The 13,997-nt window shown below is 72.6% G+C and carries 15 protein-coding genes; 13 read left to right on the top strand and 2 right to left on the bottom strand.

Going from position 1 to position 13,997, the window contains the following annotated elements:
• The first annotated feature begins 202 nt into the window (after positions 1-202).
• The 11 genes from ACPA54_RS24165 (at position 203) to ACPA54_RS24115 (ending at position 9,825) form a co-directional block, all read left to right on the top strand.
• Positions 203-1,660 carry an aminopeptidase P family protein gene (locus ACPA54_RS24165; RefSeq protein WP_423533005.1) on the top strand — a complete coding sequence of 486 codons (1,458 nt, stop codon included), beginning with the start codon at positions 203-205 and terminating at the stop codon, positions 1,658-1,660.
• A 164-nt stretch (positions 1,661-1,824) separates the two neighbouring features.
• Positions 1,825-2,664, top strand: a complete 840-nt coding sequence (locus ACPA54_RS24160) for a Rossmann-fold NAD(P)-binding domain-containing protein (protein ID WP_423533003.1) — start codon at positions 1,825-1,827, stop codon at positions 2,662-2,664.
• Between the two features lie 67 nt (positions 2,665-2,731).
• Positions 2,732-3,208: an anthrone oxygenase family protein gene (locus tag ACPA54_RS24155; protein WP_423533001.1), complete on the top strand. Its 477-nt coding sequence runs from the start codon at positions 2,732-2,734 to the stop codon at positions 3,206-3,208.
• A 116-nt stretch (positions 3,209-3,324) separates the two neighbouring features.
• A complete protein-coding gene (locus ACPA54_RS24150; RefSeq protein WP_423532999.1) occupies positions 3,325-3,864 on the top strand; it encodes a SigE family RNA polymerase sigma factor in 540 nt (179 codons plus the stop codon).
• Complete coding sequence (locus tag ACPA54_RS24145; RefSeq protein ID WP_423532997.1) at positions 3,861-4,703, top strand: hypothetical protein; 843 nt, start codon at positions 3,861-3,863, stop codon at positions 4,701-4,703. The genes ACPA54_RS24150 and ACPA54_RS24145 overlap by 4 nt, the downstream gene beginning before the upstream one ends.
• A 124-nt stretch (positions 4,704-4,827) precedes the next feature.
• Positions 4,828-5,334 carry a hypothetical protein gene (locus tag ACPA54_RS24140; protein WP_423532995.1) on the top strand — a complete coding sequence of 169 codons (507 nt, stop codon included), beginning with the start codon at positions 4,828-4,830 and terminating at the stop codon, positions 5,332-5,334.
• A gap of 102 nt (positions 5,335-5,436) precedes the next feature.
• Positions 5,437-6,147 (top strand): hypothetical protein, encoded by a 711-nt coding sequence (locus tag ACPA54_RS24135; protein WP_423532993.1) that lies wholly within the window; start codon positions 5,437-5,439, stop codon positions 6,145-6,147.
• Between the two features lie 104 nt (positions 6,148-6,251).
• Positions 6,252-7,070 carry an ABC transporter ATP-binding protein gene (locus ACPA54_RS24130; protein WP_423532991.1) on the top strand — a complete coding sequence of 273 codons (819 nt, stop codon included), beginning with the start codon at positions 6,252-6,254 and terminating at the stop codon, positions 7,068-7,070.
• A 179-nt stretch (positions 7,071-7,249) separates the two neighbouring features.
• Positions 7,250-8,170 (top strand): NADP-dependent oxidoreductase, encoded by a 921-nt coding sequence (locus ACPA54_RS24125; RefSeq protein WP_423532989.1) that lies wholly within the window; start codon positions 7,250-7,252, stop codon positions 8,168-8,170.
• Positions 8,171-8,567: 397 nt separating this feature from the next.
• Positions 8,568-9,458, top strand: coding sequence for a hypothetical protein (locus ACPA54_RS24120; RefSeq protein ID WP_423532987.1), 891 nt, complete (start codon positions 8,568-8,570; stop codon positions 9,456-9,458).
• Positions 9,459-9,561: 103 nt separating this feature from the next.
• Complete coding sequence (locus tag ACPA54_RS24115; RefSeq protein ID WP_345676799.1) at positions 9,562-9,825, top strand: hypothetical protein; 264 nt, start codon at positions 9,562-9,564, stop codon at positions 9,823-9,825.
• A 13-nt stretch (positions 9,826-9,838) separates the two neighbouring features.
• Here the strand turns inward: ACPA54_RS24115 and ACPA54_RS24110 are convergent, their stop codons facing one another.
• Complete coding sequence (locus ACPA54_RS24110) at positions 9,839-10,582, bottom strand: VC0807 family protein (protein WP_423532985.1); 744 nt, start codon at positions 10,580-10,582, stop codon at positions 9,839-9,841.
• 462 nt (positions 10,583-11,044) lie between these two features.
• Between ACPA54_RS24110 and ACPA54_RS24105 the strand changes: the two genes are divergently transcribed.
• Both ACPA54_RS24105 and ACPA54_RS24100 read left to right on the top strand, forming a co-directional pair.
• Positions 11,045-12,010: a glutathione S-transferase C-terminal domain-containing protein gene (locus ACPA54_RS24105; RefSeq protein ID WP_423532983.1), complete on the top strand. Its 966-nt coding sequence runs from the start codon at positions 11,045-11,047 to the stop codon at positions 12,008-12,010.
• Positions 12,011-12,135: 125 nt separating this feature from the next.
• Positions 12,136-13,422, top strand: coding sequence for an SLC13 family permease (locus tag ACPA54_RS24100; RefSeq protein WP_423532981.1), 1,287 nt, complete (start codon positions 12,136-12,138; stop codon positions 13,420-13,422).
• Positions 13,423-13,428: 6 nt separating this feature from the next.
• Here ACPA54_RS24100 and ssuE read toward each other — a convergent pair whose 3' ends face one another.
• Positions 13,429-13,986, bottom strand: coding sequence for an NADPH-dependent FMN reductase (ssuE, locus tag ACPA54_RS24095; protein ID WP_423532980.1), 558 nt, complete (start codon positions 13,984-13,986; stop codon positions 13,429-13,431).
• Positions 13,987-13,997: the final 11 nt, after the last annotated feature.

Genomic DNA, 13,997 nt, shown 5'->3' with positions numbered 1-13,997 from the left:
GGTCGCATCGCCCACGCCGGCGCAGGGTCGGCACAGGGTCTTCGCGAGGGTCTTCGCGGGGGTCGCGCCAGGTCGCGTGCGGCCTTTCCCGGAGGCAGCGGCCGTCGGCGACCGGGCCGCCGTACCGTCCCCGGCCGTCGGCGGGTAGCGTGCCTGCCACCGCCGCGTTGTCCCGAAATATCCCGCGTACCCTCGCGCCCCCATGGAGGACCCTGTGACCCAGGACGCCACCCCGAACGCGTTCCACACCGGCAGCCACGACCTGCCCGTGTCCGACGCGCTCGGGGCGTTCATGAGCGACCGCTGGACGCCGAGCCCGCTGCCCGACCTCACCCTGGCCGACATCGCCCCCTGGGCGGCCAAGCGCCGCGCGCGGCTGTCGGCGCGGTTCCCGGGCGAGCGGCTGATCGTGCCGTCCGGCGTCCTCAAGGTGCGCAGCAACGACTGCGACTACCAGTTCCGCCCGCAGACCGAGTTCTCCTACCTGACCGGCGGCACCGAACCGGACAGCGTGCTGGTCCTCGAACCGGTCGGCGGCACCCACGAGGCGCGGCTTTATGTGCGGCCGCGTTCGACCCGCGACACCGGCGAGTTCTTCCGCGACCGCCGCTACGGCGAGTTCTGGGTGGGCCGCCGGAACACCCTCGACGAGACGGCGACGCAGCTCGGGATCGACTGCGTGCACCTGGACCGGTTCCCGGACCTGTTCCGGGGCGCGAATGTCGCGACGCGGGTGCTCGCCGGGGTGGACCCGGCCGTCGACGCGTGGGTGCCGGTCCGCGGGGCGACCGACCAGAACCGCGAGTTCGCCGGGTACCTGTCGGAAATGCGGCTGGTCAAGGACGAGTGGGAGGTCGCGCAGCTGCAGCTCGCGGTCGACCACACGGCCGCGGGCTTCTCGGACGTCGTCCGCGCCCTGCCGCAGGCGCTGCGGCACCCGCGCGGCGAGCGCTGGATCGAGGGCGTGTTCAACCTGCGCGCGCGGGCGGAGGGCAACGGGCTCGGCTACGAGACGATCGCCGCGTCGGGCGCGCACGCGTGCGTGCTGCACTGGATCCGCAACGACGGCGCGCTGGACGCGGACAAGCTCCTGCTGCTGGACGCGGGCGTGGAGACGGACACGCTCTACACGGCGGACATCACGCGGACGCTGCCGTTGTCGGGCCGCTTCTCGAGCGCCCAACGCGACGTCTACCAGCTGGTGTTGGACGCGCAGCAGGCCGGGATCGACGCGCTGCGGCCGGGGGCGAGCTTCCGGGACTTCCACCTGGCGGCGATGCGGGTCATCGCGACGGGGCTGCACGAGTGGGGCGTGCTCCCGGTGAGCGCGGAGGAGTCGCTGCGCCCCGAAAGCGGGCTGCACCGGCGCTACACGCTGTGCAGCAGCGGCCACATGCTCGGCATGGACGTCCACGACTGCGCGAAGGCGCGGGCCGGGACGTACTTGGACGGGAAGCTGGAGGTCGGCCACGTGCTGACCGTCGAACCCGGGCTGTACCTCCAGCCGGACGACGAGACGCTGCCGCCGGAGCTGCGGGGCATCGGTGTGCGCATCGAGGACGACCTGGTCATTACGGAGGACGGCGCCCGGCTGATGTCCTCGGCGCTGCCGCGCGAGGTCGACGCGATTGAGACGTGGATGGGCGAGCTGTTGGGCTGACCCTCCGCAAAGCGGTGAGGGTGCGCCGGACCGCGGTCCGGCGCACCCTCGGCATAAGCGAGACGATCTCGCATGTTTTGGCGCTCCTCAACGATGGTTCGTCTCACGTGCTTCGACTTGAATGAAGTCACGCAAGCGAGACACCCACCATGAAGGAGCCCCACATGACCGCCGCCGCCAACACCGCCGCCCCCGTCCTCATCCTCGGCGCCACCGGCAAGACCGGCCGCCGCGTCGCCGAGCGGCTGACCGCGCTGGGCGTCCCCACCCGCCTCGGCTCCCGTACCGCCCCCATCCCCTTCGACTGGAACGACCGGGCCACCTGGGCCCCGGTCCTCGAAGGCGTCCGGGCCGCGTACCTCACCTACTACCCGGACCTAGCCGTCCCGGGCGCCGCCGACATCGTCGGCGACTTCGCCGAGCAGGCCGCCAAGGCGGGCGTCGAACGCCTCGTGCTCCTCTCCGGCCGCGGCGAGCCCGAGGCCCAGCGGGCCGAAGAGCGCGTCCAGTCCGCCGGCACCGCGTGGACCGTCGTGCGCGCCGCCTGGTTCCACCAGAACTTCAGCGAGAACTTCCTCGTCGAGCCGGTGCTCCAGGGCGAGGTCGCGCTCCCTGTCACCGACGTCCGCGAACCCTTCGTCGACGCCGACGACATCGCCGACGTCGCGGTCGCCGCGCTCACCGAGGACGGCCACGCGGGCGAGGTCTACGAGGTCACCGGCCCGCGCCTGATGACCTTCGCCGAAGCCGTCGCCGAGGTCGCCGGCGCCATCGGCCGTAAGATCGACTTCGTGCCGGTGCCGATGGACGCCTACGCCGCCGTCCTGACCGAACTCGGCGAGCCCGAGGAGGTCGTCTGGCTCATCCGCTACCTCTTCACCGAGGTCCTCGACGGCCGCAACGCCCACCTCACCGACGGTGTGCAGCGCGCCCTCGGCCGCGAGCCGCGCGACTTCGCCGATTACGCCCGCGAGGTCGCCGCGACCGGCGTCTGGACCGTCTGAGAAATTCCCCGCAGCCCGCGGGAGTTTTCGGCCACACCACCCCGTTCGACTTCCGGAGGGCAGTCCCATGCACGGTTTCCTGTTCGCTCTCACCCTGGCCACCGCTCTCGGCGCAGCAGTGATGGGCGGCGTGTTCTACGGATTCTCCGTGCTGGTGATGAAAGGCCTCGCGAAAGTCCCCGCCCCGGAAGCAATACGGGTGATGCAGTCCATCAACAGATCCGCCCTCACCCCCGCTTTCATGAGCGTCTTCATGGGCACCACTCTCGCCTCCGCCGCCCTCCTCGTCTGGTCCCTCGTCTCGTGGGACGGCGCCTATTCCGGCTACGTCGTCGCCGGTTCCGCCCTCTACCTCGTGGGCTCGTTCACGCTCACCGCCGGCTACCACGTCCCCCGCAACGAAGCCCTCGACAAGGCCGACGCCGCCCAGGCCCAGGTCCTGTGGCAGAGCTACCTCCCCGACTGGACCCGCATGAACCACGTCCGCGGCCTCGCCTCGGCCGCCGCCGGCGGACTCCTCGTCGCCGCGCTTGCCGTCGCCTGACACCCCACGGAATCCCCGGAAGCGGAACCCCCGCCTCCGGGGATTCCCATATTCCCGGGAAACGCAGGCAACCCCGCCGGCCGACCCCGTACTCAAGGCTCACGAGGAGGTGCTCATTGAGAGCCGATGAGGCGGCGCAGTTCCGCGAATTCGTCCAGGCACGCTGGGCGAAGCTCGTGCGGACGGCGTACTTGTTGACCGGCGACCACGGCGACGCCGAGGACTTGGTGCAGACCGCGCTGACCAAGGCGTACGTCGCGTGGCACCGGGTGCAGGGCAGCGACAGCCCGGACGCGTACGTGCGCCGCATCCTGGTCAACACAAACGCGGCCCGGTTCCGGCGCAAACGGATCACCCAGCTCTTCGGGGTGACCGCTCCGGAGCCGCGGACCGCCGCGGACTCGACCACCCGGCAGGTGGAGCAGCGCGACGCGCTCATGCGCGCGCTCGCGCAACTCCCGGCCCGGCAGCGCACGGTCGTCGTGCTGCGGTACTGGGACGACCTGCCCGAAGCCGAAGTCGCCCGCTCGCTGGGCATTTCGGTGGGGACGGTCAAGAGCCAGGCATCGAAGGGACTGGCGAAGCTCCGCGCCGATCCCGCCCTCCACGGCGCCCGCTGGAGCGCCGACGACTCCGCGGAGGTGATCGCCGTATGACCGGCGACGAGGAAGGACAGTGGATGCGCGACAGATTCGACCAAGGTATGCGGGACGTGCCCGAGACGCTCGCCCCGCACGAGGCGATCGAGACCGGCGGCCGGGCCCGGCGGCGCCGCCGCGCGGCGGTCGGCGGCGCCATCGCCGCGGTACTGGTGGCGGCCGGCACCGCGACGGCGATCGGCCTGACGTCGGGCGGCGGCACGGACAACGTGGCGACCGGCTCGACCCCGTCGGCGTCGACGGCCACTCCCGGCCAAGCGAGCCCGACGACCGGCGCCCCGGACGCGGCGGCAGGCCTCGGCACGCTGTCCGTCGCCAAGGGTGAGGCCTCGGGGCACACCTGGGAACTGGTGCGTGTCCGCAGCTACGGCACGTACGAGGCCCCGGCCAAGACGACCGGGGCGCCCGCCCTGGAGTCCCGCACCGGCTACTGCGAAACCTACGAACTGAGCCTGGACGGCAAACTCACGAACCGGGGCGGCGGCCACGGCTGCGGCAACAAGCCGACCTGGCAGCGCGGCGACACGACGGGCGGCGAGGGCTTCACCGCCATCGGGCTCGGCGACACCCCGCTCAACCCGGCGGGCGTCGGCAAGCTCGGCACCGTGTCGTTCGGCATCACCCCGCAGAACGTCGCCAAGGTCGTCGCCACGTTCGACAAGGACAAGGCCACGGTCGACGTCGCGACCCAGAAGATCGAGAACCAGAGCTACTACGTCATGTTCGTTCCGGCCAACGCCGGGCACGGCGACATGGCCACGATCCGCTCGTACGACGCCAACGGCAAGCAGGTCGGCAACGACCAGCCGCACATGGGCGTCGGGAGCATCAAGTAGCCCGAAGCACCGTTCCCAAGCTCGCCGCACCACCCCCGAACGGAGCCCGGGCAACCGCAACTTGCCCGGGCTCCTCGGTCACGGTAACCCGGAACCGAATCCCGCGCCGCCGCGTCGGACCGGCATGTCGTCCTCCGCACGCAGCGCCCGCACCGCACGGCTCGTCCCGCTGGCGGCCGCACTCGCCTTCGCCGTCGCCTGCTCCGACAGCCCCGGCGACCGCCCATGCACGCTGGTCGCCGCCGTCCCCGGAATCGGCATCGATCTCGACGCCGCCACCGCGGCCCGCACCGAATCGGTCCAGACGCACGCCTGCTGGGGCGGCACCTGCCAGGACGTCACCGCAAAGCTCTTCCCGTCGACCGGTGTCGGCGCGACGTCCTGCACCGGAGAGGTGTGCGCCGCCCAAGCCACCCCGCTCCCCGGCAAGCACGGCAACGCGACCCTCCCCGGCATCGTCCCCGGCCCGGTCGACCTGACCCTCACCCTGCTCGACGCCTCCGGCACGGAGGTCGGCACCCGCCGCATCACCGTCACGGCGAAAGCCAGCTACCCCAACGGCCCGAACTGCGGAGCGGACGCCGCCCAAGCCGCCGTCCTCGTCACCGACTCGGGCATCATCGCGAAGTAGCCGAACACCCATACGACTTCATCCAACCAACAAGCCCCCGGCGCACGAATCAAGACGGAAGTCCACACGATTCGGCCGCCGTCCCCGGCATACGGTCCTGCCATGGCGCAAAGCATGACGATCCGCACCGCGACCGGCCCCGAGCGCACCCGGAAGGCAGGGGCCGCACTCCTCGCGATCCTCCTTGCCACCGCCGCCTGTTCGTCCTCCGACGGAGACAGTCCCGCGACCTCCGTCGACGCGGTCTCCGCCGCTGCCGGGCGCCTCGACCGGCCGGGCCCTTGCCCGTTCGCGTTCGACATGGCGGCGGCGCTGCGCAAGGCCGGAGCCACCGGGAAGGCCACGCCGGACGACCCCGCCGCGGTCGGCGAGAACCACGCGCCGCCGCCCGGCGGCCCGAGCGCCCCGGTCCCCGCCTCGCAGCTGTTCCCCGACATCCCGGCCACCGAGGCGTACAGCGCCATCGAGTGCGACTACCGGGTGGACGGCCTGCCGCTGCGCGTCACCGTCGTCGCCACCCGCACCGACAACGGCGCCTTCGCCCTCCTTCTCCCATCGCTCGCGCACACCCGAGGCGTCGACGACAACACCGACGCCTTCCGCACCTGGGCCGGCACCGTCCCCCAGACCGGCAAGGTCACCGCTCCCCCGGATGCCCGCGCCGCCGCCTTCGTGCGGATCCCGGTCCGCGACGGCGGTGACGTCGCCCTCATGGTGAAGGCCGCCGGCAACTTCGCCGCGACCCCCGGCGAACTCACATCCGCGCAGGTCAGCAGCATCGCCGGCACCCTCAAGTCCGGCCTGCACGCCTGATCTCGGCCGGCCCGCGCGCCCGGTCTCGCCCACCGGACCGCTCCCCGGATACGTGCTGTCTGCAGTTATCGTCGACGGGAAGATCCCCACGCCCGGGAGGTACCGTGGCCGCCGACCAGCCGATCCCCGTCGTCACCGACCTCGCCGGTGTGAGCGTGCGCAAATACACGACCGACCAGGTGATCCTCGACGGCATCGACTGGACGGTCCGCGCGGGCGAGCAGTGGGCCCTGCTCGGCGCCAACGGGGCGGGCAAGACCACGATCCTGCGCCTCGTCGGCGCCACGATGCACCCCACCGAAGGGACCGTCGAGGTGCTCGGCCACCGCCTCGGCCGCGTCGACATGCGCGAACTCCGGGCCCGGATCGGCTTCGTGTCCAGCGCCCAGAAGGTGCCCGTCGACCAGACCGCGCACACCGTCGTGCTGACCGGCGCGACCGGCACCGTGCAGCCGCTGTGGCGCAAGTACGACGACGACACCAAGGCCCGCGCCCACGAACTCCTCGCCGAACTCGACCTCAAGGACCTCGCCGACCGCCCCTACGGGGTGTGCTCGGGCGGCCAGCGCGCCCGCATCCTCATCGCCCGCGCGCTCATCGCCGACCCGGGGCTGCTGCTCCTCGACGAGCCGTTCAACGCGCTCGACCTGCCGTCCCGCGAGGACCTCATCGACGCGATGCACCGCCTCGCGGCGACCCGGCCGCGGCTGACCACCGTCACCGTCACCCACCACCTCGAGGAACTCGCCCCCAACATCGGCCACGCGCTGCTGCTGCGCGACGGCCGGGTGCTGGCGCGCGGCCCCGTCGACGAGGTGCTGACCGGCGCCCGCATGACGGAGTGCTTCGGCCGCCCCATCGAGGTCAGCCGGCACGACGGCCGCTGGCTGGCCCGCTCCGCGCGGCCCCGCACCCAGGCCTGACCCCGGCCCGGCCCGCCCCCGGCACGGCCCGCCCCCGGCGGAGCGCCCCCGCACGGTTTGTGAATTCCGCGCGAACGATCCCGCCCGCAGTCCGCACCCCCTTGACCTCAACCGAACTTCAACCTGCATGGTGGCCGGAGGCATCCACGCACCACTCGCCCCGACGGGACGGATCTTCCATGCGCGCCATCGTCTTCCGTGAGTACGGCTCCCCCGACGTCCTCGAACTCGCCGAGGCCCCGCTGCCCGCACCCGGCGCGGGCGAGGTCCGCGTCCGGATCCGGGCCGCGGGCGTGCAGCCGGTCGACACGTCCCTGCGGCGGGGGCTCGCGCCGCCGACCATGGCGCCGACGCTGCCCGCCACCCCGGGCAACGAGTTCTCCGGCGTGGTCGACGCGCTCGGCCCGGGCGTCACCGCGTGGGAGGTCGGGGACGAGGTCCTCGGCTGGACGATGCTCGGCGCCTACGCGGAAGCCGTCGCGGTCCCCGCCGACCAGCTCGTCCGCAAGCCCGCGGCGATGCCGTGGGAGGAGGCCGCGGTGCTGTCCGCGTCCGGCCAGACCGCGCACCGGGTGCTGCGCGAACTGGGGGTCGGCGCGGGCGACACGGTGCTGGTGCACGCGGCCGCGGGCGGCGTCGGCACGTTCGCGGTGCAACTGGCAACGGCGTGGGGCGCGACGGTGATCGGCACCGCGAGCCCCGCCAACCACGACTACGTCCGCGGCCTCGGCGCGATCCCGGTGGCCTACGGCGACGGTCTGGCCGACCGTGTCCGGGCGGCCGCTCCCCAGGGTGTGGACGCCGCGTTCGACGCCGCCGGCCGCGGCTCCCTCGACGTGTCCGTCGAGCTGGTCGCCGACCGGTCGCGGATCGCCACCATCGTCGACTTCGACGGCGCCGCGCGCCTCGGCGTGGTCGGCGCGCGCGGCGGCCCCGGCGCCCGCTCGCAGGAGCGCCTCGGCGAGCTCGTCGACCTGTACGACAAGGGCGCGCTGACCGTGCACATCGGCCACCGCATCCCCCTCGCCGACGCCGCCGAAGCGCACCGCATCGTCGAAACCGGCCACAGCCGCGGCAAGGTCGTCCTCGTCACCGACTGACACCCGCTCCGGCTAAGGCCGGCCCGACCCGGCCGGGTCGGTACCCCCGATCCATCGGCCGTGCGCGGCGCCCCTCATTCCCGTCTTCCCGCGGGCTCCGCGCACGGCCGATGCACCCTGCCGCGCGGCGTGACCGGGCTCACTCCCGCCGCCGCGCACCTGCCGGGTTCCGGGCTCCTCCCCGGTGCAAAGCGCCCACCTGCGCGTTTGCCCGCAAGGCGCTGCGGGGCCTCCTCCTCAAGGCGCATTTCGCCGCCGGGATGTCCGACCTGCGTCGGAAATGCAGGCAACCGTTTCGGCGACTCGTTCGTACGCTGTATGTGCAAGAGTGGCGAATCGGAAAGCGCAGGCCGCGCGGCGTAACGCATTGGTTGAGAGTCGGAGTGTAGGTCAGGCCGTGTTCCGAGTACTCGACGTCGTCGATCGTCTCGACGGACTTCAGAAAAGCGGGGGCGGAACTGCCGCCTACCCCCATCCCTACGACGCTGCCTACCCCACCGGAGAGAGTGCGGGGCGGCAATACATCTGGCCGATCCGCATAGTCCTCTTCGTGTGGCACATGCTGCTCAACGAGTTCAAGTCGATCGTCGTCGCGCCGTTCAAGGAAGTGTTCCTGAACCGCCGCTGGGGCGGCATGAATCTGGCGATCACGGCGTGCCTCGGCATCATCGTGCTGCACGCCGTGCACTTGACCAAGTGGGGCCACGACTTCGTCCGCATCATCGGCGGCGTGCAGGCGAGCCTGCCGCTGCCGATATCGCTGCTGCGCACGCCGATCTCGCTGTACGTCCCGGCGATCAACCTGCCCGTATGGGCGGGCCTGACGCAGTTGTTCATCGCGTTCGCGCTGGCCCAGCTCACGCTCGGGTGGAAGCGCACACTGCTGATCGCGTACCTCGCCACGCTGGCCGGCACGATGACCGCCCGTGTCATGGTCTGGCTCGGCCCGCACCACGTGCTCGGCCTGCCGCACTCGGCGGCCTATGTGCTGGACACCGGCCCGTCCGCGGCGGTCGTCGGCTTGTTCTCCTACATCTCGGTGGTCAAGCGCGCGCCCGTGCTGTTCTCGCTGACCAGCCTGTCGATGATCGTCGAGTCGGTCGCGGTGCCGAACCTGGCCGGCCGCGAACACCTCATCGCCATCGGCGCGGCGATGGTCCTCGGCTTCGTCCGGCTGTTCCGCGAGTCGAGGGGCATCCCCGAAGGGGCGCTCGCGCGCGGCGTCGGGCGGTACTGCTCGGCGGCGTTCGGTCGGCTGCGCACCGCGGGCGGCCACAGCCCCGCCTGACCGGAATTCCCGGCGGCCCCCCGCACCGACGCGATGCCCCGGACGGATGAGGATCCGCCCGGGGCATCCCGCTTCCGGGGCCGCGGGGATAGCGTGGGGGTCCGTGGACGACAGCCCTCCGGAGACCCCGGAACTTCCGCCGGTACCACCGCCGGGTTTCCCGCCGGAGATGACGGTGCTCTGCCAGGCATGCGACGGCGACGGCTGGCGTTATGCCGCGCACGGCGCACTGGTCGACGGCCGCCCCGCACCGGTCGGCAAGCAGGAGGCCTGCCTGGTCTGCGACGCGAGCGGCCGGATCCGCTGGACGACCGGGCCGGGGGCCTGCGTCAAACGGCACGAGCGCAAGCCGCTGCCCGGCTACTGACCCGGCGGTCCGCCTAGACGGCTTCCGGGGCGGTGCTCGCGGCCGGGTTCGCCGGGGCGTTCGCGGGTGCGGTCGCGCCTTGTTCCGGTACCGGCCCGAGGGCCGACGGACGCCCGGCCGCGAGCGCCGCCGCGCGGCGCTTCTTGCCGATGCCGATCGTCCAGTAGAGCAGTCCGCCGAGGACCACATACGGCACGATGTTGTTCATCGTCACGGCGGCCCCGCGCGACAGCACGAACGTCAGCGCGACCCGCACCGCGGCCTCGATCAGGTACACGACGCCCCACACCGTGGTGAGCATCCGCTGCGTACTGCGGAACCCCTCGTACTGCCACATGGAGTTCCAGTACGCCACACCCGCTTCGGTGCCGTCGGTGGCGAACTTGCGGCCGAAGTAGAACATCAGCGGCCGCCGCGCGGCGAGCGTCGCCAGGCAGATCAGCCCGAAGACCGCGGTGATCGCCGACTCCTTGAGGAGCAGCATGCGTTCGCTGTGGAACAGGGCCGCGGCGACCACGCTCAGGGCGAGGAACATCAAGGTGAGCATGCCGAAGTCGTCGATCCGGCGGCGTATCGCGTAGAACACCGCCACTTCGGCGGCCGGCCACAGGCCGGAGAGCAGCAGGGCGTAGACCCCGCTCATGTGATCGACCAGGAGCTGGTACGTCAGCAGCGGCGCGACGACGTTGAACAGCAGCGTCGGGCCCCAGTTGACCAGCACGGTCCGGAATCCACCGCCGCTTTCGGAAGCGGACATGCCAGCAAACCCCCACAATCCCCGTAAATACTCAATCCCGCAGAATTCCCGCAGAACCGTTGGATCGTAGTGGCGTGCCGACTGTGCGAACCACCGGCGTACGGCGACTTTGCCGACTTTCGACCAACCGTTCCGGAGCCGGGCACTCCGCCGCCATCGCGGCAACACCCCAGGTCAACAGGGCAATACCGGCCGTCCTCGGGCCCGTTGGGACGGCGCCGTGGCCTTGACGCTCCGGCGCGCCCCCGCGAATAATCCGACAGAGCTGGGCGAAGGGGGAAGACGATGCGCGGCACCCGCGGGACGTTCTTTCCGCAGCCCCTTCCCTTGGTCTCCGGCCGTTTCCTGCGGCGGCGCCACATCGATCTGCTCCGGGTGTGCAGCGCGGCCTAACCGGCGCCGCTTGTGTTCGCTCCCGTGTTCCCTGCTCCTGCCCGTTCCGGCTCCCAGGGAGTTTCCGCCATGCCCGCACGCCTGCCCCGGTCCGCCGACCCCGCCGACCTCCGTGTCCACGGCCGCTACCGCACTTTCGGAAACCCCGCGCCGCGATTCCGCGGCCGCATCGGCCGCGCGCCGGGCAGCGGGTTCCGCGCCGACCCCAACCGCTACCACTTGTACGTCTGTTTCGCGTGTCCGCGTTCGCTGCGCGCCGTCGTCACCCGCGACCTGCGCGGTCTGGAGGACGCGGTGACGGTGTCGGCGGTCGACCCGGTGCGGGACGGCCGCGGCTGGGCGTTCCGGCCCGGCGACGGGCACGGACTGGACACCGCGGGCGGGTTCGCGTTCCTGCGCGAGGCGTACGAGGCGACGGAGTACCACTACGACGGCCCGGTGTCGGTGCCCGCACTGTGGGACCGCTGGTCGGGGCGGATCGTCAGCAACCAGCCGTCGGACATCCTGTACGACCTCGCGACCGCGTTCGACGGCCCCGGCCCTGACCTGTACCCGGCGGCCTTCACCGCCGGCATAGCCGCCTACGAGACGCTGTGCGACGACGAGATCTGGGAGGCCGCCCAGCGGGCCGGCCGGGCCCGCGCGGGCGCCCGCTACGACGAGGCCATGGAGACCGTCCGCAACGCCTTCGGTCTCCTGGAAAGCCGTTTGGCACAGGGCGAGTTCCTGCTCGGCGCCACCCTGACCGCGGCCGACGTCCACCTGTGGACGACCCTCCTGCACGTGGATGCGGTGCACCGCCTGCACCTGCGCGCCGAGGACGTCCGGGCCCTCGCCGAGCACACCGCGGTCTGGGACTACTTCGCGCGCCTGTCGGAGATCCCCGCGTTCCGCGACAACGTGCGCCGCGACCACATCGCCGCCCACCACCGCAGCACCTGCCGCGGCCCGGCGGCGAGCGGCAGCACGGTGTCGCTGGTCGCGGCGGACGGGGCGGGGGTGCCGGGGAGCGCGGCGTGGGGGTCGTGCAGCTGATCCGGGGGGCGGGCCGGCCCGGCCGCGGGGGCCGGCACTGTCGGTGACCGGGCGCTCGCGGCGACCGTGCGCACGGTGGCCTTGTGCGGGGGCCGGTTTGGGGCATGGCCGGGTGATCGCGCACCATGGCCGGGTCCCCCGCACCCGATCGACCGGAAGGTCCGGCCCTGCTCCCCGCGATACTCCCGGCCGTGCTGCTGCTCGTCGTCCTCGGCGCCGCGGTACTGCGGCCCAGGAACCTGCCCGAGGCGGTCTTCGCCGTCCCCGCGGCAGGCCTCGTCGTCGCCACCGGCGGCATATCGCTGGACCACGCGCGGGCGGAGGCGGAGCGGCTGGGCCCGGTCATCGGGTTCCTCGCCGCGGTGCTGGTGCTCGCGAAGCTGTGCGACGACGAGGGCGTGTTCCGGGCGTGCGGGGCGTGGATGGCGCGGAGCGCCCGCGGCAACCCGAAGAAGCTGCTCACCCACGTCTTCGTGGCCGCGTCCACCATCACCGCGGCACTCAGCCTCGACGCCACCGTCGTGCTGCTCACCCCGGTGGTCTTCGCCACCACGGCATATGTCGGCGCCCGCGCCAAGCCGCACCTGTACGCCTGCGCGCACTTGTCGAACACCGCGTCGCTGCTGCTCCCGGTGTCCAACCTGACGAACCTGCTGGCGTTCTCCGCGACCGGCCTGACCTTCGGCCGTTTCGCCCTGCTGATGGCGTTGCCGTGGACAGTCGCCATCGCCGTCGAGTACGCGGTCTTCCGGCGCTTCTTCGCCGCCGACCTGGTTCCCGCGTCCCCGCCCGAGCCCGACGGGGACGCCCCGATGCCGGTGTTCGCGCTCGCCGTGGTCGGCGCCACGCTGGCCGGCTTCGGCATCGCGTCGGCCGCCGGGATCGACCCGGCGTGGGTGGCCGCGGCGGGCGCGGCCGTCCTGGCCGTGCGGGCGCTGCTCCGCCGCGAGACGTCGCCCACGGCGATCGTGCGGTCCGCCGCGATCCCGTTCCTCGCGTTCGTGCTCGCCCTCGGCATCGTCGTGCGGGCGGTGGTGGACCACGGCCTCGACGACCTCCTCGGCCACGTCATGCCGTCCGGGAGCGGCCTGGTCGACCTGCTCGCCGTGGCCGGCCTCGCGGCGCTGCTGGCGAACACCGTCAACAACCTGCCCGCGGTGCTCGTCCTCGCCCCGCTGGCCGCCCCGCACGGTGCGGGCCCGGTGCTGGCCGTGCTGCTCGGCGTGAACATCGGCCCCAACCTGACCTACGCGGGCTCCCTGGCCACCCTGCTCTGGCGTCGCATCGTCACCGATCGCGGCACCGCGGTCGGTCTCGGCGAGTTCACCCGCCTCGCGGTCGCCGCCGTCCCGGCCACCCTGACCGCCGCCGTCGTCGCCTTGTGGGCGGCTCTCGCGGTCGTCGGGACCTAGACCCGGCTAAGCCGCGGCCCGCCCCGCAACCGCCTCCGGCAGCTGCCCGGCGAACGCGTCGACCAGCTCCCACAGCGGCGCCGTGCCCTCGGGGTCGAGCACGTGGGTGCCCTGCTCCGGCTCGGGGCGCACGAAGCTCTCGTGCACGAACCATCCCTGGGACACGTGCGACGCCCCCAGCGAGGTGAGCACCGGCCGCAGCGCGTAGTCCAGCGCCAGCACATGCGCGGGCGAGCCGCCGGTGAGCACCGGAAGCACCGCCTTGCCGCGGAGGGCGAACTGCGGCAGGACGTCCAGGAACGCCTTGAGCACGCCGCTGTAGGCGGCCTTGTAGACGGGGCTCGCCACCACCAGCGCGTCGGCGCGCTCCACCCGGGCGATCGCGTCGCGGACCGCCGGGTCGGCGAAGTCGGCGTGCAGGAGCGCTTCGGCGGGCAGGTCGCGGACGGCGAGCCGGTCGACCCCGTGCCCGGCGGCGGCGAGCCGGTCGGCCACCTGCGCGGCGACCGCGCCGGTGCGCGACGCCTCGGACGGGGATCCCCACACCACAAGAACGGAAGACATGCGACCAGGCT

The organism is Uniformispora flossi (genome assembly GCF_049534875.1).
GTDB lineage: Bacteria > Actinomycetota > Actinomycetes > Streptomycetales > Streptomycetaceae > Yinghuangia > Yinghuangia aomiensis.
Note: the sequence above shows the minus strand (reverse complement) of the source record. Positions and strands in the feature narration are given on the sequence as shown.